17 protein-coding genes are annotated in these 18398 nt (G+C 70.4%); 13 read left to right on the top strand and 4 right to left on the bottom strand.

Annotated features, from left to right (window positions below; all coding sequences use genetic code 11):
• Positions 1 to 244: 244 nt before the first annotated feature.
• Complete coding sequence (locus ACFVKT_RS32840) at positions 245 to 1207, top strand: serine hydrolase (RefSeq protein ID WP_385738333.1); 963 nt, start codon at positions 245 to 247, stop codon at positions 1205 to 1207.
• Here ACFVKT_RS32840 and ACFVKT_RS32835 read toward each other — a convergent pair.
• Positions 1128 to 1982 (bottom strand): DUF4184 family protein, encoded by an 855-nt coding sequence (locus tag ACFVKT_RS32835; protein ID WP_385738331.1) that lies wholly within the window; start codon positions 1980 to 1982, stop codon positions 1128 to 1130. The genes ACFVKT_RS32840 and ACFVKT_RS32835 overlap by 80 nt on opposite strands.
• Before the next feature lie 399 nt (positions 1983 to 2381).
• On the opposite strand from ACFVKT_RS32835, the gene ACFVKT_RS32830 reads away from it, so the two are divergent.
• The 3 genes from ACFVKT_RS32830 (at position 2382) to ACFVKT_RS32820 (ending at position 5428) form a co-directional block, all read left to right on the top strand.
• Positions 2382 to 4085: a lytic murein transglycosylase gene (locus ACFVKT_RS32830; protein ID WP_385738329.1), complete on the top strand. Its 1704-nt coding sequence runs from the start codon at positions 2382 to 2384 to the stop codon at positions 4083 to 4085.
• 178 nt (positions 4086 to 4263) lie between these two features.
• Positions 4264 to 4398: an SPW_0924 family protein gene (locus ACFVKT_RS32825; RefSeq protein ID WP_385738721.1), complete on the top strand. Its 135-nt coding sequence runs from the start codon at positions 4264 to 4266 to the stop codon at positions 4396 to 4398.
• Positions 4399 to 4435: 37 nt separating this feature from the next.
• Complete coding sequence (locus ACFVKT_RS32820; protein WP_385738327.1) at positions 4436 to 5428, top strand: DUF3068 domain-containing protein; 993 nt, start codon at positions 4436 to 4438, stop codon at positions 5426 to 5428.
• Here ACFVKT_RS32820 and hrpB read toward each other — a convergent pair.
• Both hrpB and ACFVKT_RS32810 read right to left on the bottom strand, forming a co-directional pair.
• Positions 5418 to 7922: an ATP-dependent helicase HrpB gene (gene hrpB / locus ACFVKT_RS32815; protein ID WP_385738326.1), complete on the bottom strand. Its 2505-nt coding sequence runs from the start codon at positions 7920 to 7922 to the stop codon at positions 5418 to 5420. The two genes, ACFVKT_RS32820 and hrpB, sit on opposite strands and share 11 nt — an antisense overlap.
• Positions 7923 to 7926: 4 nt before the next feature.
• The gene (locus ACFVKT_RS32810) at positions 7927 to 8739 is read right to left on the bottom strand and encodes a class I SAM-dependent methyltransferase (protein ID WP_385738719.1); all 813 of its coding nucleotides are present in this window, start codon (positions 8737 to 8739) and stop codon (positions 7927 to 7929) included.
• A gap of 394 nt (positions 8740 to 9133) precedes the next feature.
• Between ACFVKT_RS32810 and rpsA the strand changes: the two genes are divergently transcribed.
• From rpsA to ACFVKT_RS32780, 6 genes are all read left to right on the top strand, one after another.
• On the top strand, positions 9134 to 10639 hold the full coding sequence (gene rpsA, locus ACFVKT_RS32805; protein WP_385738324.1) for a 30S ribosomal protein S1: 1506 nt from the start codon (positions 9134 to 9136) through the stop codon (positions 10637 to 10639).
• Between the two features lie 211 nt (positions 10640 to 10850).
• A complete protein-coding gene (locus ACFVKT_RS32800; protein WP_385738322.1) occupies positions 10851 to 12458 on the top strand; it encodes a flavin monoamine oxidase family protein in 1608 nt (535 codons plus the stop codon).
• Positions 12459 to 12616: 158 nt separating this feature from the next.
• Complete coding sequence (locus ACFVKT_RS32795; RefSeq protein ID WP_385738320.1) at positions 12617 to 13555, top strand: PAC2 family protein; 939 nt, start codon at positions 12617 to 12619, stop codon at positions 13553 to 13555.
• Positions 13556 to 13610: 55 nt separating this feature from the next.
• The gene (coaE, locus tag ACFVKT_RS32790) at positions 13611 to 14216 is read left to right on the top strand and encodes a dephospho-CoA kinase (RefSeq protein ID WP_385738318.1); all 606 of its coding nucleotides are present in this window, start codon (positions 13611 to 13613) and stop codon (positions 14214 to 14216) included.
• Positions 14217 to 14228: 12 nt separating this feature from the next.
• Positions 14229 to 14612, top strand: coding sequence for a DUF3592 domain-containing protein (locus tag ACFVKT_RS32785; protein WP_385738316.1), 384 nt, complete (start codon positions 14229 to 14231; stop codon positions 14610 to 14612).
• Between the two features lie 291 nt (positions 14613 to 14903).
• On the top strand, positions 14904 to 15284 hold the full coding sequence (locus ACFVKT_RS32780; protein WP_385738314.1) for a tetratricopeptide repeat protein: 381 nt from the start codon (positions 14904 to 14906) through the stop codon (positions 15282 to 15284).
• 102 nt (positions 15285 to 15386) lie between these two features.
• Here ACFVKT_RS32780 and ACFVKT_RS32775 read toward each other — a convergent pair whose 3' ends face one another.
• Positions 15387 to 15653 (bottom strand): DUF6343 family protein, encoded by a 267-nt coding sequence (locus ACFVKT_RS32775; RefSeq protein ID WP_385738312.1) that lies wholly within the window; start codon positions 15651 to 15653, stop codon positions 15387 to 15389.
• 52 nt (positions 15654 to 15705) lie between these two features.
• Between ACFVKT_RS32775 and ACFVKT_RS32770 the strand changes: the two genes are divergently transcribed.
• From ACFVKT_RS32770 to ACFVKT_RS32760, 3 genes are all read left to right on the top strand, one after another.
• Positions 15706 to 16737 (top strand): acyltransferase domain-containing protein, encoded by a 1032-nt coding sequence (locus ACFVKT_RS32770; protein WP_385738310.1) that lies wholly within the window; start codon positions 15706 to 15708, stop codon positions 16735 to 16737.
• A gap of 221 nt (positions 16738 to 16958) precedes the next feature.
• Positions 16959 to 17648, top strand: coding sequence for a class I SAM-dependent methyltransferase (locus tag ACFVKT_RS32765; RefSeq protein ID WP_385738308.1), 690 nt, complete (start codon positions 16959 to 16961; stop codon positions 17646 to 17648).
• A gap of 224 nt (positions 17649 to 17872) precedes the next feature.
• Positions 17873 to 18337: a DoxX family protein gene (locus ACFVKT_RS32760; protein ID WP_385738307.1), complete on the top strand. Its 465-nt coding sequence runs from the start codon at positions 17873 to 17875 to the stop codon at positions 18335 to 18337.
• Positions 18338 to 18398: the final 61 nt, after the last annotated feature.

Raw genomic sequence — 18398 nt, 5'->3', positions numbered from 1 at the left:
GGGCGAATCGCACCGGACCCGGTATGCAGTTCGTTCGCTGCGGGCCGGTGGGGGCTGGTCGCGCAGTTCCCCGCGCCCCTTTGGGGGCGCTGCCGAACCGCACCCGCTTCCTCGGCCCCGCTCCGCCTATTCGGCGGACGGGCCGGTGCTGGACCCCTGAGGGAGGCCCGCCGACCCGGTCGGCGTCACTCGCGTGGCCCCCGCAAAGGGGCCTCGCGGCCGAGGCGCCCGTAAGGATGCGGGCATGGGTATACGCATGCTCAACCGTCGTACGGTCATAGCCACGGCCGTCGTCTCGGCGCTCCTCGCGCCGATACCCGCGGTGGCCGCGCACGCGAGCACCGCCCAGGTGCCCGCGGCCTGCCGCTCCGCCCGTGACCCCGACCTCGCCGCCCGGATGTCCCGCGACATCCGGGCGGCGCTGTCGTCCCGCCAGGGCACCGTCTCCGTGGCGGTCCACGACGACGACACCGGGCTGACCTGCGCACTCGCGAGCTCGCGGCAGTACGACTCGGCGAGCGTCGCCAAGGTCGTGATCATGGAGGGCGCGCTGCGCCGGGCGGAGGAGCTCGGGCGCAGACTCACCAAGTGGGAACAGACCAACCTGCGCCCGATGATCATCAGGTCCGACAACACCGCCGCCGTACGCCTGTGGGCCGACCTGGGCCACGCCCGCCTGAGCCGCCTGCTGACCCGCGCCGGGACGACAGGCACCGCGCTCGGTCCCAACGGCTACTGGGGCCTGACCCGCACCACGGCGGCCGACCAGATGCGGCTGCTGGCGGTGCTCACCAATTCCCGCTCGTTCCTGAAGAGCCGCGCCTACGGTCTGAAACTGCTCAGCCAGGTCCGCCGCGACCAGCGCTGGGGGGTGCCCGCGGGCATGCCGAGCGGCCTCAAGGCCCACGTCAAGAACGGCTGGCTGCCGCGCGCCACGCACGGCTGGCGTGTGCACAGTGTCGGCGCGTTCACCGGCCCCCACCGCACCTACCGCATCGTCGTCCTGTCGCACGACAACCCGACGATGGCGTACGGAGTGCGCACCATCGAGCGCATCGCCCAGGCGGTCCACCGCGGCCTGCGCCATAAGCGCGGCCTGGTGCAGGGGCCCACCCCGGAGAACGCGATCAGCGAGGAGCCGGACGGCTCGGCTCCGTACGGACCGCTGCCGGGCTGGGACGAGCCGGAGCAGGACGCCACACCCTGACCCCGACCGCGTACAGCGCGAGGCCGAGCACGAGACCGGCGCCCGCGCCGAAGCACAGTGTCGGGATCCACTCCCAGGCCTTCGCGTCCGAGCCCCGGTCGGCCAGCCACTGCGAGGCCCGCTGCACCGCGCCCACCAGCGCGCACCCCCCGATCACCGCACCGGCCGCCCACCGGTCGGAACCGGACAGCACGGGCACCCCCACGGGCTCGCCCGAGGGTGTCCGCCGTACCGCGACCACCACGAAGAGTGCGATGGCTACGGCCGCCACCGCCGAACTGCCGTACTGCGCATACCAGTACAGCGGCGAGCCTGCCATCTCCCGCCCCAGAACGGGCAACAGCTCCACGCCCCACCGGTCGTGATGCGTGAACGCGTCCCACACGACATGCGTCAGCGCGCCGAACGCCGCCGAGGCGTACCACCACCACACCGTCGACGGCCGAACCCGGCTCCGTGCGGCCCCGCAGCGCAACAGACCCGCGGCCCGGCCCTGCCGGGCCCGCGGCAGCAGCGCCACCAGCGGCTCGCGCAGCACCAGCCAGGCGCCCGCGAGCGCCCAGGCGACGAGTACGTCGAAGGTGAGGACACCGGTGAAGGAGTGGGTGAAGGAGCCGAACTCCATCGCTCCGGGCAGCACACTTGCCGCGTAGTAGGTCATGTCGGGAGCGAACGAACCGGCCACCAGGACCGTCGGCACCAGCCGGCCACGGCCGCTTCCGTCGGCGCGCACGGCGGGCAGTACGGCCGCCGCATGGCTGAGAGTGAAGGGCAAGTCGGCTCCCTGTGGCTTACGTTGGCCGGGTACGCCGGTCGCGGCGATCCCCGGTGCCCGGCGAACGCCCATTATGAGGGACGCGTGAGAACTCTCCGGCAGAGCACACGGTGAGCTGCCTACCGCACAACCAGACGTGGCCAACTGGTGAAAATCGGGCACGAACGGGTGCCCGGGCGACAGGAGTTGTCGTAGGGTCGCCTGGGTCGCCGTGGCGGGGAACACGATCGAACTCCAGGACAGAAAACAGCAGGACAGAAAACAGCAGAGATCTCAGCAGAGAACTCGGCAGACAACACAGTAGAGAAGACGGAAGAAAACGCACCAGAAGCGCGCGCACGGGAACAAACTGCGCGGCAAAAGGCGCGTAAGTGGTCGTCCACGGGAGGGACTCACTCAATGGTGGCGCATTTCGGTACGAGGCTGCGCAAGGGAGCGATGACGACGGCTGTGGCCGCGGTCGCTGTCGCGGCTCTGTCCGCCTCCCAGGCCCCGGGAGTGGCCACCGACGACCAGGGCAGACAGACCACCGGCGCCGACGCCGAGTCCACGCCCGACGGCAGCGCGACCGGTAACTCGCCGTACTACACGGACCTTCCGCCGCTGAACACGCCCAGCCCGACGCCGACCATCGGCACGCCCGCCGTCAGCGGTGAGGCCGAGGCCGGTATACCCGCGACCGTTCTCGACGCCTACAAGCAGGCCGCGGCCTCACTGAGCGCGTCCAAGCCGGGCTGCAACCTGCCCTGGGAACTCCTCGCCGCCATCGGCAAGGTCGAGTCGGGCCAGGCCCGCGGCGGTAACGTCACCGCCGACGGCACCACGATCACGCCGATCCTCGGCCCGGTCCTCGACGGCAACGGCTTCGCGAACATCAGCGACACCGACAACGGCGCGTACGACGGCGACAGCACGTACGACCGCGCGGTCGGCCCGATGCAGTTCATCCCGTCCACCTGGGAGTGGGCGGGCGAGGACGGCAACGGCGACGGCAAGAAGGACCCCAACAACATCTACGACGCCGCGCTCGCGGCGGGCAACTACCTGTGCCGGTTCAGCTGGGACCTGTCCGACCAGTCAGACCTCGACAGCGCGATCCTCAGCTACAACAACTCGACCGAGTACCTCAACACGGTCCTGTCGTGGCTGGAGTACTACCGCAAGGGCACCCACGAGGTACCGGACGGCACGGGCACGCTGCCGGCGAACCGCAGCGACGACTCCGACGGGGCCGTCGTCTCGCCGAGCCCGAGCCCGACCCCGCCGAGCACGCCCCCGAGTACCCCGCCGGCCCCTCCCACCCAGACCCCGCCTCCCTCCACCCCGCCGAGCACGCCGCCGCCCACCACGCCACCCGTTCCGCCCACGCCCACCGAGACCGTGGACCACCTGGAGGACGCGGGCACCGGGACGCTCAGCGCGGCGGCCGGCGACACGTTCGGTGAGCAGGTCGCGGTGCGGACCGAGACCTCGGCGGGCAAGACGGTCGCCAAGGTCCGCGTGCGGTTCACGATCGTCGGTACCACCGACGCCACCTTCACCGGCGGCGAGACCGTCGCCACGGTCGTCACCGACAGCACGGGCACGGCCACCGCGCCCGCACTGGTCGCGGGCGAGCAGACCGGCGACTTCATCGTCCGGACCACCGTCGTGGGCCGCACGCTGACCGGCCTCGACTACACGGCGAGCGTCACCGCACGCCAGGCCGACACCCTCGTCCGCACCACCGACACCGCACTGACCTGCGTGCCGGGCGGCGAGTTCGCGGACCAGGTCGGGGTGAAGGCCACCTACAACGGCGCCGTCGCGGACAAGGTCGCCGCCACCGCCACGCTCATCAAGTCGACGGACGACGCGACCGAGAACGACAAGGGCCCGTACTTCAAGGACGCGGACGGCAACACCGTACGCACCCTCACGGACCTCACCACGGACGCCGACGGAGTACTGACACTCCCGAAGCTGTACGCCGACGACACCACCGGCACCTTCCTGCTCCGCATCACCACCACGGGCGGCGCGACGCTGACCGTCGAGCTGACGGTGGCCGCCGCGGCCACGACGGAGCCGGAGCCCGAGCCGGAGCCGACTGCCACGGCGTAGTCCTCACCCGCACGGTCAGGGCGCCCCTCCGCTTCCGGCGGAGGGGCGCCCTCGTCTGTCTGTGTGCAACGTGTTCTCATCTCACCCCGCCGTTGCTACGGTGCCGGACCTGACGATGCATCATCTCTGGTTCCAGCTCCAGCTCCAGCTCCAGCTCCCGGCCTCGGGGAGGCCCCGCATGCGTGCCCTCATCGCCGCCGCGATCGGTCTAGCCGTCGCGCTCGCCCTGGTGTTCACCATCACGGCCATGGGCTCACCGGCCGGCAAGACCTCGCCGAAGCCGCTGCTCACCACCGTGCCCGAGCACCCATAACGCCCAGGCACCCATAACGCACAGGGAGGACGCCGAAATGCGCCGCAAGGTCAGCCTCATCCTGCTCGCCTTCGCCGTGTTCTTCGCGGCGCTGTCCCCTTTGCTGCGCTGGTACGCCTTCCCGCGCCTGGCCAAGGTCCCCGCCGGCCAGTACCAGGACATGGTCCTTGAGGCGAAGGACGCCACCCTCCTCGACTACGGCACCATGACGGCCAAGAAGGTCCCCAAGGTCACCATCGTGCAGACCCTCAAGGGCAACGTCGAAGCCTCGGAGAAGATCGAGAAGACCGCCGGCCGGGATGTCGTCGTCTGGGACTCCCTCTCCTATGTAGAGGGCCCCGACGGGGAGATGGTCTCCAAGCTCCCCGAGCGCTACATCTTCGACGCACACACCCAGGAGCCCGTCCACGCCACCGGCGAGTCCGTCGACGGCGAGCCCGTCACCCGGGAGGGCATCGAGTTCAAGTGGCCCTTCATGACGGAGAAGAGGGACTACGAGTACTTCGACGCGCAGACCCGCACCTCCGCCCCCATCCACTACGAGGGCACCCGCGACTTCCGGGGCGTAGACGTCTACTACTTCGAGCAGACCATCCCCTGGACCAAGGTCGCGTTCCCGAACGTCCTGCCCGTCGACGGCATCACCCCGGAGTCGCTCGCCGAGACGGGCACCACCCGCTGGTACACCACGGTCCGCAAGTTCTGGGTGGAGCCGGTCACCGGAGCGCCCGTCTACGGCGAGGAGATCCACCAGGAGGAGCTGCGCGGCGGCACCCTCCTGGGGGACCGCGACAAGGTGACCGCCTTCTCCGGGCACGTGAAAATGCGCGAGGACTACACCCAGTACACCGTCGACCTGGTCAAGTCGAACCGCACGTTGGTCGTGCTGATGACGACGTACCTCCCCTGGGGCTTCCTCATCCTGGGCGCCGGACTCCTGTCGCTCTCCCTCTACCTGGAGGCCCGCAGCCGCCGCCCGGGCGATCCCGCGCCCACGGACGCCGCGGAACCGGAACCGGTCAGCGCCTGAGCCGCGCGTTCGTGTACCGCGTCGGCTCGGCGGTCGCCGGGTCCTCGGGCCACGGATGCTTGGGATAGCGCCCGCGCAGTTCGGCCCGTACGGCCTTGTAGCCCTCTTTCCAGAAGGAGGCCAGGTCGGCGGTGACGGCGGCGGGCCGCCCCGCGGGCGAGAGCAGATGTACGAGCACGGGCACCCCGGCGACTGACGGGGACTTCTGGAGGCCGAACATCTCCTGCAACTTGACGGCGAGGACCGGCTGTTCGGGGTCGGCGTAGTCGATCCGGATCCTGGACCCACTGGGTACCTCGAACCGCTCGGGGGCGAGTTCGTCGAGGCGGGCCGCCTCGCCCGTAGCCCAGGGCAGCAGGCGGTGGAGGGCCTGCCCGGCGTCGATGCGCGCCAGATCGGCTCGTCGCCGGGCGCGGCTCAGCTCCGGCTCCAGCCACTCGTCCACGCGCGCGTGGAGCGCGTCGTCGGACACGTCGGGCCACGGGGCGCCCAGGTGCAGATACAGAAACGCGAGCCGCCGCCGCAGCACCTCGGCGTCAGGCGACCACCGCAACAGCCCGAGCCCGTCTTCCCGCAACCCTTCCAGCAGCGCATTCCGTACGAGTCCGCTGTCGGCCTTCTTGAGCGGCCGCACCGTCAACTCCACGGCCCCGAGCCGGTCGACCCGCCGCGCGACGACGTCACCGTCGGCCCAGTGGACCTCGTCGCCCTCGGAGCGCAGGCTCACCGCCGCCCGCATCGCCGTCTCCTCGTCGATGACCGCCGCGAGCCGCACGCGCGCGTGCCCGGCGCCGACGGGGCGGTCCGCGACAGCCACGGCGAGCCAGGACGCCCCGCGCAACCCCGAACCGTCCCCGACCTCGGCCCGCGTCCCGGACACCATCAGGTAGGAGCCGCCCTGAGCCCGCGCGACCCGCTCGGGGAACGCCAGGGCGGCGACGAGTCCGGCCACCCTGTCGTCCCCCGCCTCGGAGCGGGAGCCGGGGGCGGATGAGGGGGAGGATGTGCGCAGCCGGCGGGACTCCGTGCGCCAGCGGGCCGCGTAGGCATCGCCCCCGCGCCGGGCCGTCCGCCAGGCCGCCGCCAGATCGGCGCCGTACTCCCGGGGCGGTTCCTCGCTCAGCAGGGCGACCACTTCGGCGGCCCGGTCGGCGCCGACCTCGGGTGCCGCGTCGAGCAGGGCCCGGGCCAGTCGCGGGTGCAACCCGAGCCGGGACATCCGCACACCCCGCTCGGTCGCCCGCCCCGCGGCGTCGACGGCGCCCACGGCCGTCAGCACCGCCCGCGCCGCGGCCATCGCGCCGCCCGGCGGCGGGTCCAGGAGCGCGAGCCCCGTCGCGTCCGGATCGCCCCAGCAGGCCGCCTGGAGGGCGAACGCCGTCAGGTCGGCCACCTTGATCTCCGGCGCGGGAAAGCGGGTGAGACGCGCGTCCTCCGCCTCGGACCAGCAGCGGTACACCCGCCCCGGTGCCTCACGCCCGGCCCGCCCCGCCCGCTGCCGTCCGGCCGCCTGCGAGGCCCGTACGGTCGCCAGCGCGCTCAGGCCGCGCGCGTGGTCCACCCGCGGCTCCCGCGCGAGCCCGGAGTCGACGACCACCCGCACCCCGGGAACCGTCAGCGAGGACTCGGCGACGGCGGTGGCCAGGACCACCCGGCGCCCCGCCCCGCCCGACAGCACCGCGTCCTGCACGGCGGCCGGCGCCCGGCCGTGCACCTGGAGTACCTCGACAGCGCCGAGATCCCCCAACTGCCCGGCGACGCGCGCGATCTCGCCGACCCCGGGCAGGAAGCACAGCACGTCCCCCTCGTGCTCGGCCAGGGCCCGGCGCACCACCGACGCCACATGGGTGAGCAGCACCGGGTCCACACGCATCCCATGGGGTGGCCGCACAGGGCGCGCGGGCGGCGCCCACACCACCTCGACCGGATACGAGATCCCCTGCGCCTCGACCACCGGCGCTCCGCCAAGGAGCCGGGCCCAGCCCCCGGCATCGGTGGTCGCGGACGCGGCCACCAGCCGCAACTCCGGGCGGAGCGCGGCCCGTACGTCCACCAGGAAGGCGGCCACCGTGTCGGCGTCCAGATGCCGTTCATGGCACTCGTCGAGCACGACCACGTCGACGCCCGCCAACTCCTGGTCCCGCTGGAGGCGTTGCAGCAGCACACCGGTCGTGACGACCTCCACGCGCCCGCGTGGACCCACCACCCGCTCACCGCGCACGGTGAAGCCGACGCTCTCGCCGACCTTCTCCCCTAGCAGCCAGGCCATCCGCCGCGCGGCCGCCCGGGCGGCGATACGGCGCGGCTCGGCGACGACGACCCGGCGGGCCGGGCCCTCGTCCAGCAGCCCGGCGAGGGCCAGCGGCACGAGGGTCGTCTTGCCGGTGCCGGGCGGCGCGACGAGGACCGCCGTGCCGTGCGCCTCCAGGGAGTCGTTCAGGCCGGGCAGCGCGCCGCGTACGGGCAGCGGGTCCAGAGCGTCGTAGCGGATCACCCGCTCAGTCTCGTACGCACACGAAGATCGCCGTGCCCGGGATCAGGTTCCCGCGCAGCGGAGACCAGCCGCCCCACTCCTGGGTGTTCCAGGCGGGCCACTCCGGCTCCACGACGTCCAGGAGGCGGAAGCCGCCGCCCACGACGTCGCGGACGCGGTCGCCGATCGTCCTGTGGTGCTCGACGTACACCGCGTTGCCCTCCTCGTCCTGCTCCACGTACGGAGTGCGGTCGAAGTAGGAGGAGGCGACCGACAGTCCGTCCGGGCCAGGCTCGTCCGGGAAGGCCCAGCGCACCGGGTGCGTCACCGAGAAGACGAAACGGCCGCCGGGGCGCAGCACCCGGTGCACCTCGCGCAGGACGCGGACCGGTTCGGCGACGAACGGCAGTGCGCCGTACGCCGAGCAGGCCAGGTCGAAGGAGCCGTCCGCGAACGGCAGGGCGCACGCGTCCGCCTCCACCAGGGGCACGGTGCCGCCGATGCGCAGGGCGTGCTGGAGCTGGCGGTGGGAGAGGTCCAGGGCCACCGGACGCGCGCCCTGCCCGGCCAGCCAGCGCGAGCACTGGGCGGCGCCGGCGCCGATCTCCAGGATGTCCTTGCCCTTGAGATCCTCGGGCGGGCCGAGCAGTTCGGCCTCCACCTCGTCGAGCCCCTCGGGGCACCACACGAAGCGGTCGTCCCCGAGGAAGGTGCCGTGCTCGGTCTGGTAGTCGTCCGCGTTCCGGTCCCACCAGCCGCGATTGGCGCGGGAACTCTCCGTGCCGTCCGCGTCGCGTCGGGTGGCTTCGGGCTCGAACGGTTCGGGCTCTTGGATGATCGGCTCCCTCGTATTAGTCTTCGGGCTCTTCCGTCCCGAACGGTCTCGGGAACGTCACGGCAGGGGCCAACTACGGCCCGCGTGGCCTCGTGTGACAGGTCTTGTGCCGGGTATGCGGCGTTCCGCCCCGGGTGTGCGCCTTCGCGCATTGACCCTGTCCGGCTGCCCCCGTATGCTACAAGTTGCGCTGCGGGCCTGCGCACCTCAGACGTAGCAGGTCGCGCTCGCATCTGTATGTATGACCCCTCGGTTGTCGAGGCGCCACCGGCGGTGTTTTCACAAACACCATCCGGATTCGGCGCTTCCTTGGCTGTCCGGCCTTCTGCAGAGCGAAACGGGCTCCCGGCGTAAGCAGTACCTACGACTCACTGTCCGTACCGGAGCCCTTACCCACATGACGAGCAGCACCGAGACCACCGCCACCACTCCGCAGGTTGCGGTCAACGACATCGGTGACGAGGAAGCATTCCTCGCCGCGATCGACGAGACGATCAAGTACTTCAACGATGGCGACATCGTCGATGGCGTCATCGTCAAGGTTGACCGGGACGAGGTTCTCCTCGATATCGGTTACAAGACCGAAGGTGTCATCCCGAGCCGCGAGCTCTCGATCAAGCACGACGTCGACCCGAACGAGGTCGTCAAGGTCGGCGACGAGATCGAAGCCCTTGTTCTCCAGAAGGAGGACAAAGAAGGCCGCCTGATCCTCTCGAAGAAGCGCGCCCAGTACGAGCGCGCCTGGGGCACCATCGAGAAGATCAAGGAAGAGGACGGCATCGTCACCGGCACCGTCATCGAGGTGGTCAAGGGTGGTCTCATCCTCGACATCGGCCTCCGTGGCTTCCTGCCGGCCTCCCTCGTCGAGATGCGCCGCGTTCGCGACCTTCAGCCGTACGTGGGCAAGGAGCTCGAGGCCAAGATCATCGAGCTGGACAAGAACCGCAACAACGTGGTCCTGTCCCGCCGTGCCTGGCTCGAGCAGACCCAGTCCGAGGTCCGCCAGACGTTCCTCACGACCCTGCAGAAGGGTCAGGTCCGCTCCGGCGTCGTCTCCTCGATCGTCAACTTCGGTGCGTTCGTGGACCTGGGTGGCGTCGACGGTCTGGTTCACGTCTCCGAGCTTTCCTGGAAGCACATCGACCACCCCTCCGAGGTTGTCGAGGTCGGCCAGGAAGTCACCGTCGAGGTTCTCGACGTCGACATGGACCGCGAGCGTGTCTCCCTGTCGCTCAAGGCGACGCAGGAAGACCCGTGGCAGCAGTTCGCCCGTACGCACCAGATCGGTCAGGTCGTCCCGGGCAAGGTCACGAAGCTCGTTCCGTTCGGTGCGTTCGTCCGCGTGGACGAGGGCATCGAGGGTCTGGTCCACATCTCCGAGCTGGCCGAGCGCCACGTGGAGATCCCGGAGCAGGTTGTCCAGGTCAACGACGAGATCTTCGTCAAGGTCATCGACATCGACCTCGAGCGCCGTCGCATCAGCCTCTCGCTGAAGCAGGCCAACGAGGCCTTCGGTGCCGACCCGGCTTCGGTCGACTTCGACCCGACGCTGTACGGCATGGCCGCGTCGTACGACGACCAGGGCAACTACATCTACCCCGAGGGCTTCGACCCCGAGACCAACGACTGGCTCGAGGGCTTCGAGGCTCAGCGCGAGGTGTGGGAGACCCAGTACGCCGAGGCGCAGCAGCGCTTCGAGCAGCACCAGGCGCAGGTCATCAAGTCCCGCGAGGCGGACGCGCAGGCCGAGGCCGAGGGCGCTGCCGCCCCCGTCGCCGGTCCTGCCGCGGCCGGTGTCTCGGGTGGTTCGTACTCCTCGGAGTCGGACGACACCTCCGGCGCCTTGGCGTCGGACGAGGCTCTGGCGGCCCTCCGCGAGAAGCTGGCCGGAGGCCAGAGCTGATCGCTCGGGTCGGCTTTTAGCCGGTAGTCGTCTGCGGGCCCGCACCCTTCTGGGTGCGGGCCCGCAGTGCGTTTCCGGCGTCCGAGCGGGTGTCCGCCGTACTGCTGAGATTGCAGAAACGTGAGGGATACACGAGTAACGGACGGGTCGTAACGGGGTGTTGGGAGGCTTCCTCGACAGATCGATCAAGATCGACAGAGGAGCCGAAGCCATGACAGAGCTTCAGAGTGGACCGGGCGCGAGCCGTCGTTCGTTCCTGCGCAACGTGGGTCTCACCGGCGGTGCGGGCGCCATGTTCGCCACCATGGGCGCCCTCGGCCTCGCGCCCACCGCGCAGGCCGCACAGCGTGAACAGCCCTTCCGCGCCCTGAAGTCGAGCGACTTCACCCTTACCGGGCGCGGCGCCGCCAAGGTCGTCATCGTCGGCGGCGGTATCGCCGGACTCGCCGCAGCGTACGAACTGGGGAAAGCCGGCTACGACTGTACGGTCCTGGAGGCCAGGGACCGCACCGGCGGCCGTAACTTCACCGTCCGCGGGGGCGACTCGACCACCGACCTCTACGGCAACACCCAGAAGGCCCGCTTCACCGAGGGCCATTACATGAACGCCGGCCCCGCCCGGCTCCCGCAGTGGATGGTCACCCTCGACTACTGCCGCGAACTCGGCGTCCCCATCGAGGTGTTCACCAACACGAACGCCGACGCGTACATCTACAACGAGTCGAGCGGCATGACCAAGCCGATGCGGTACCGGACCGCGAAGGCCGATGTCTACGGCTATGTCTCCGAGTTGCTCGCCAAGGCCACCGACAAGGGCGCCCTCGACAAGGAGCTCACCGCCACCGACCAGGAGCGGCTCGTCGAGTTCCTCAAGGACTTCGGGGAGTTGGGCGACAAGCTGACGTACGAGGGCGGTGAGCGCCGCGGCTACACCACGGTCCCGGCCGCCGCCGGAACCCCCGGCGTGCTCCTCGGCGATGTACCCTCCGCCTCCGAGATCTTCGCCACCGGGGTGGGCCGCTACTTCTCCTTCGAGTTCGGCTTCGACCAGGCGATGCTGATGTTCCAGCCGGTGGGCGGCATGGACCAGATACCGCGCGCGCTCACGAAGGCGATCGGGGCCCAGCGCATCCGTACCGGGGCGGCCGTCTCGAAAATCACCGACAAGGGGAGCGGCGTCACGGTCACCTACACCCAGGGCGGCCGCATCAAGTCCCTCGACGCCGACTACTGCATCGGCGCCCTGCCGCCCAACATCCTCGCCAAGATCCCGCACAACCTCGGCTCCGGTGTGCAGACGGCTCTGGAGGCGATCACTCCCTCGTCGGCGGCCAAGATCGGCCTTGAGTACCGTTCACGCTGGTGGGAGCTTGATCACAAGATCTACGGCGGCATCACCGAGACCGACCAGGACGTCACCCACATCTGGCATCCCTCGTACGGCTTCCACGGCGAGCGCGGCGTGATGATCGGCTACTACAACTACGGAGGCGACGCCGACGCGTACGCGAAGCTCACGCCCAAGGAGCGGGAGACACGGGCGGTGGCCGCGGGCGTGAAGATCTACGGCGAGAAGTACCGCACCGAACTCGCGTCCTCCTTCTCCCACCACTGGCGCCAGACGCCCCACCTGGAGGCCGCCTGGCACAGCACCCCCGGCGGTCCCGACGACGCCCGCTACAAGCCCCTGAACGAGCCCACCGGACGCGTCTACTTCGCGGGCGACTGGCTCAGCTACACCGATGCCTGGCAGCATGGCGCCTTCACCTCCGCCCGCAAGGCGGTCACCGCGCTCCACGCGCGCGTGCTGTCCGCGTGACGACTCCCGCAGCCGTCTCGGGGCCTCTCGTGGAGGTTTTCGGGGCCTCTCCCGGAGGCTGAGAAGTGGGTAAGAGGTTTCCCGTGGGGAGCGCCGGTGGGGAATGCCCGCGCCCCACACCACGTTGTGCAGTACGAACACAAGGAGGAGCGGTCACAGTGCTTGATCCGCAGGGTTTGTACGCATGGGAGCCGAAGGGCTTGGCTGTTGTCGACATGGCGCTCGCCCAGGAGTCGGCAGGACTGGTCATGCTCTACCACTTCGACGGATACATCGACGCGGGCGAAACCGGCGACCAGATCGTCGACCGGCTGCTCGACACGCTGCCCCACCAAGTCGTGGCCCGCTTCGACCACGACCGGCTCGTTGACTACCGGGCCCGGCGTCCGCTGCTGACGTTCAAGCGCGACCGCTGGACCGACTACGAAGAGCCGACCCTTGATGTACGGCTCGTACAGGACGCCACCGGCGCGCCCTTCCTGCTCCTCTCCGGCCCCGAGCCGGATGTCGAGTGGGAGCGCTTCGCCGCTGCCGTCCAGCAGATCGTGGAGCGCCTCGGCGTCCGCCTTTCGGTGAACTTCCACGGCATCCCCATGGGGGTTCCGCACACGCGTCCGGTGGGCCTCACCCCGCACGGCAACCGCACCGACCTGGTACCCGGCCACCGCAGCCCCTTCGACGAGGCGCAGGTACCCGGAAGCGCCGAGGCACTCGTCGAGTTCCGGCTCATGGAGGCCGGGCACGACATCCTCGGGGTCGGCGCGCATGTGCCGCACTACATCGCCCGCTCTCCGTACCCCGACGCAGCGCTGACCGTCCTGGAGTCGATCACCGCCGCGACCGGCCTGGTGCTCCCCACGATCGCGCACGCCCTGCGCACCGAGGCGCACCGCACACAGACCGAGATCGACCGGCAGATCCAGGAAGGCGACGAGGAGCTCGTCGCTCTTGTCCAGGGCCTTGAGCACCAGTACGACGCCGCCGCGGGCGCCGAGACGCGCGGCAACATGCTCGCCGAGCCGGTGGACATCCCCTCGGCGGACGAGATCGGGCTGGAGTTCGAGCGGTTCCTCGCGGAGCGGGAGGGCGAGGGCTGAGCCCCGCCCGGGGGCTCGCGGGCGACTGTCAGAGGCGGGGCCTAAGCTTCTGGTCATGCTGAAGGTGGGCCTGACCGGTGGAATCGGCGCCGGCAAGAGCGAGGTGTCGCGGCTCCTCGTCGAGCAGGGCGCGGTGCTGATCGACGCGGACAGGATCGCGCGTGAGGTCGTCGAGCCCGGAACTCCCGGGCTCGCGGCGGTCGTCGAAGCCTTCGGAGAGGACGTGCTCGCTCCCGACGGCAGCCTGGACCGCCCCAAGCTGGGCTCGATCGTCTTCGCCGACCCGGAGAAGCTCGCCGTCCTCAACTCGATCGTGCACCCCCTGGTGGGCGCCCGCTCCCGAGACCTGGAGACCGCCGCCTCCGAGGACGCCGTCGTCGTGCACGACGTGCCCCTGCTCGCGGAGAACGGCCTCGCGGCCCTGTACGACCTCGTGATCGTCGTCGACGCCAGTCCCAGCACCCAGCTCGACCGCCTCATACGGCTGCGCGGCATGCCCGAGGCGGACGCCCGCGCGCGCATGGCCGCCCAGGCCACCCGCGACAAGCGCCTGGAGATCGCGGACGTCGTCATCGACAACGACGTACCCCTCCAGGACCTGGAGCGCCGCGTACGGGAGGTATGGGCGGACCTCGCGGAGCGGGCGTCCAGGGCGACCTGAGAGGGGGAGGCAGTGGTCGTACTCGCTGCTCTGACAGCTCTGGGCGGCCTGGTGGCGCTGCTGGCGGGAGCCTACGGACTGCGGCAGACGCGACGCATCAGCGCGGCGGGGCAGGTGACCGTGGCGTTGGTCAAACCTCCGCAGCCGGGGCTGGAGCGGCCGTTGCTGCAGTTCGAGACGGCGGACGGACGCGTCGTCGAGGTCGTCTCGCCGGTGCCGCGCAGCCGGCGTCGGCCGCTGCCCGAAGGCGGTCACATACGGATCGCGTACGACATGGACGACCCGCGGGAGACGGTGCTGCTCGGAAGCGAGCGGGCCGGAGTGGACTGGGCCTTCGTGGTGGCGGGCGGGGCGGTGATCGTGCTGAGGTTGGTGCTTGGGGGGCTCGCGCTGTGACGGTCGATGACTGACGGTTGATGGCCGGCAGTGGGTGGGTGGTGGGTGGTCGGCGACCGGACGGCGTGGGAGCTGGGTGACGGCGGATGCGGGCGCCCTGCGGTGGCGGCGGATGGGGTGCCGCGTGCGGGCGAGGACGTGTCACGGCTTCTGACCACGGACGATGAGCGGTGCGTGACGTCTCCGGCTGGTGCTCTGCGCCGATTGTGAGGGAACCCCCGTGGCGACGACCATGGAATACGGGTCGCCGGTCGGGGCGTTGAACCCCTTCAGCGAGGGAAGGAATCAGCCGTGCCCGAGACCAGCGGATCGACCGGACGTACTCCGGAGACGCATGTCATCGACTTCCGTGCCGCCGAGCAACTGCTCGCCGCCCGCGACCCGCGGGGCGCGGTGAAGTTGCTCGACTCCGTCATCGCCGCGCATCCGGAGAACACGGCCGCACGGCTGCTGCGCGCGCGTGCCTTCTTCGCCGCCGCGCAACTGCGCCCCGCCGAGCTGGAGTTCACGATCGTCCTGGAGCGCGAGCCGGACAACGCGTTCGCGCACTTCGCGCTCGCCCGCACCTATGAGCGGCTGCTCCGCCCCGAGCAGGCGAAGCGGCACTTCAGGCTGGCGGCGGCGCTCGATCCGAACCCGCAGTATCTGGAAGCAGCGCGCTTCGACTCGTAGGCCAAGCCCCTCGTACGGCTGTCGTGGCTGTTGATCCGGTCAAGGGTGGCGGCGATCCGGTCAAGAGTGGCGGCGATCCGGTCAAGGGTCGCGGTGATCCGGTCAGGGGTGGCGGTGATCCGGCGGGAGGTACGGCGGGATGTCGCGGCCCGGCTGGAAGTGCGGGCCCTGGCGGATGTGCCGCAGGATCACGACCATGTCGGCGGTGACGACCAGCCACAGCACACCGCACGCGGCAGCCCATCCGGGCCGCCCGGCCAGAGCGAACCCGGCCGTCCCGGCGGTCGCCCAGATCAGGCCCCAGGCGCTCAGCCAGAAACGCATCCGCAGAGCACTGCGCGCTGTCGTCGGTTCACTGCCTGTACGCATCCCGATCACCACTCCTACCGAGAAAACGTACTCTTCGTGGTGCACGTTCACCATGGGACAACGGTCGGACGAAGTGGGGGCGACGGTGTTGCTGGAGGCGCTGCGGGCTGACGCGAGGCTCGCCGACTGGCTGAGGGACCTGGAGAGCGAGAGCGCGCCGCGGGGAGTGGCGCGGGGGGCGCTGCTCCCGGAAGCCGACGAGCTGGTGGACGTCCTGCTCGACCTGACCGTGGCCCATGAGCACATCAACGAACTCGTCGCGCTGCGCGCCCGGTTGGTGGCGGACGCGGAGGCGATGACGCTCCTCGCGCGGTGCGTCCGCCGCTTCGTACGGGACATGGGGGAGATCGGCAAGGGGTGGGAGCCGCCGCCGTTCCCGGCGTCGACGGGGGCTCTTGGGCGCTGCTTTCACGTGTATGTGTTCATCGCGGCGCTCCCGTTCGTGCGCGCCTATCACCGGTCGCGCGGTATCCCGGACGAGGTGTCCCGGCGCACGCTCGCCGACCTCGGACGGCATGTGGCCGTGCACCACAGGCGGCTCGGTACGCCTGGGCTGCTGTTCCCGTGGTGGATCTCCCTGCACTTCCACGGTGAGCTGTTCCAGCTCGGGCGTCTGCAGTTCCAGCGGACGCGGCTGGGGCAGCGGATGGGACGAGCCGTCGCGGCGGCGGGTCACCCCGGATCCGGGCCGGGCGACCCCTGCCTGAACCTGCACATCACCGACTTCCACGGCCCTTTGTCTCCTGCCGCCTGTGAGCGTTCGCTCGCCCTGGCAAGGGAGTTCTTCGCGCTGCACTTTCCCGACGAGCGCTACGACGTCGCCGTCTGCCACTCGTGGCTGCTCGATCCGCAGCTCAAGCGGTATCTGCCGGCGGCCTCCAACATCGTCCGCTTCCAGGACCGGTTCGAGGTCGCCTACGAGGAGACGACCCCGGACGACGGGGTGCCCGTCGGCTTCGTCTTCGGGGATCCGGAGCTGCCGGTGGCGGAGCTGCCGCGGCGCAACAGCGTCGAGCGGGCGGTGGGGGACCATCTGCGGGCGGGTCGGCACTGGTACGGGGGGCATGGCTGGTTCGCGCTGTGATCGGGACGGGTGCGATCCGGGTGCGCGTCGGCTGGTTCGATCCGGCGGTGTGAGCCGGTTGCTGTCCTCCGGCCGCTGTGCTGTGGCCGTTGCGCTTTGACCGTTGTCCTTTGGCCGTTGTGCCTTGACCGTTGTGATCCGGACTGGCGGGCTTCGAACGGTTCACTCGAACGAGTGGTGGGGGTGGGAACGGGCCGGCGAGGGGCGCCCGTTGGAGGGGTATGAGGATTGAGATGCGTGAAGGTTACGAGGGGACCGGACCCGGTGCGATCACTCCGGACGGCTGCGCGGTCGAGCTCTATTCGCGGCTGACCGTCGGAGACGAACCGGACATCATCAGCGCGGCGGTGCCTGCCGGCGCACACATTCTGGAACTGGGCAGCGGGGTGGGGCGGATGACCCATCCGCTCCTGGAGCGCGGCTTCACGGTCACGGCCGTGGACGAGTCGGCCGAGATGCTGGAGCGCGTCCGAGGGGCACGTACGATATGCGGCCCGATCGAGGGCCTGGACCTGGGCGAGACCTTCGACGTGGTGATGCTCGCGTCGTTCCTCGTGCACAGCGGCGACGTCGAGGTGCGGCGCGGATTGCTGAACGCGTGCGCCCGCCATGTCGCGGACGGCGGCTGCGTGTTGATCCAGCGCGAGGCGGCGGACTCCCACACGGACGTGCCTCGCGAGCGGGTCGACCCCACCGGCTTCACCATACGGATCGTGTCGGCGGAGCCGGTCGGCGACGGGGTCGACTCGGTACACGTGGAGTACCTGTTCCCGGACGCCACCTGGACCCAGACGTTCCTGGCCCGGCCGTTGACGAAGGAGCAGTTCGAGGAGGTGCTGGGGGAGGCCGGGTTGAGGGTGGACAGGTATCTGACGGAGGACGAGGTGTGGGTGAGGGTGGTGAAGGGCTGAGCTGTCCGGCTGGGGCAGGGATCTTCAGCCCGTCCGGCGTTTGAGGACGAGCACCTCGGGCGGAACGGGGGGCTGGGGCGGAGCCCCCAGGTACGGGACGGGCAGGGGCCGCGGGGGCGAATCAGATCGGGAACTCAAATCCCCTCCCACCCCGATGAGTTCCGGGCGCCCACCCGGTCTACCTCTGTGAAAACAACGGCTACCGCTTCACACAGGAGACCCCGATGTCCGAGACCACCATCCCCGCCATCCCCGTCACCTCCGTCACCCGCGCCCCTGCCGCCACCGCCGCCGGAGCCCCGCGCAGCCGGGGCGCCCGGATCTCCCTCGGCGCCCTGCAGATCACGCTCGGCCTCTTCTACGCCTTCGCGAGCGCCCTGCCCAAGCTGATCGCACACCCCTCCGCGGCCGAGGGCTTCGACAAGCTCGGATGGGGCAGCACGGGGATGTACATCATCGGCGCCCTCGAACTCGCCGGAGGTATCGCGTTGTTGATCCCGCTGCTGTCCTCGGTGGCCGCGGTGTCGCTCAGCGCGCTGATGGTCGGTGCCTTCATCGTGAACGTCACCGTCCTGCACGGGCCGTACGTCGCGACGCCGCTCATCCTGATCCTGCCGCTCGCGCTGATCGCCTGGGCCCGCAGGAGTCGCACCACAGAGCTACTCCGCCTGGTGCGCCGGCGGGCATGACCGGGCCCACGTGCCGGTACGACGTCGAGGGCGCCCGAGTCTTCCGGGGCGCCCTCGACGT

It is taken from the genome of Streptomyces sp. NPDC127595 (assembly GCF_042671685.1).
Taxonomy (GTDB): domain Bacteria; phylum Actinomycetota; class Actinomycetes; order Streptomycetales; family Streptomycetaceae; genus Streptomyces.
This window is presented reverse-complemented; position numbering and strand designations above follow the sequence as displayed.

Coding starts and splice junctions, on each gene's coding strand:
- ACFVKT_RS32775 (WP_385738312.1), bottom strand. CDS start 15,653: ATGCGTACAGGCAGTGAACCGACGACAGCGCGCAGTGCTCTGCGGATG.
- ACFVKT_RS32840 (WP_385738333.1), top strand. CDS start 245: ATGGGTATACGCATGCTCAACCGTCGTACGGTCATAGCCACGGCCGTC.
- ACFVKT_RS32760 (WP_385738307.1), top strand. CDS start 17,873: ATGTCCGAGACCACCATCCCCGCCATCCCCGTCACCTCCGTCACCCGC.
- rpsA (WP_385738324.1), top strand. CDS start 9,134: ATGACGAGCAGCACCGAGACCACCGCCACCACTCCGCAGGTTGCGGTC.
- ACFVKT_RS32770 (WP_385738310.1), top strand. CDS start 15,706: ATGGGACAACGGTCGGACGAAGTGGGGGCGACGGTGTTGCTGGAGGCG.
- coaE (WP_385738318.1), top strand. CDS start 13,611: ATGCTGAAGGTGGGCCTGACCGGTGGAATCGGCGCCGGCAAGAGCGAG.
- ACFVKT_RS32820 (WP_385738327.1), top strand. CDS start 4,436: ATGCGCCGCAAGGTCAGCCTCATCCTGCTCGCCTTCGCCGTGTTCTTC.
- ACFVKT_RS32830 (WP_385738329.1), top strand. CDS start 2,382: ATGGTGGCGCATTTCGGTACGAGGCTGCGCAAGGGAGCGATGACGACG.
- ACFVKT_RS32800 (WP_385738322.1), top strand. CDS start 10,851: ATGACAGAGCTTCAGAGTGGACCGGGCGCGAGCCGTCGTTCGTTCCTG.
- ACFVKT_RS32765 (WP_385738308.1), top strand. CDS start 16,959: ATGAGGATTGAGATGCGTGAAGGTTACGAGGGGACCGGACCCGGTGCG.
- ACFVKT_RS32825 (WP_385738721.1), top strand. CDS start 4,264: ATGCGTGCCCTCATCGCCGCCGCGATCGGTCTAGCCGTCGCGCTCGCC.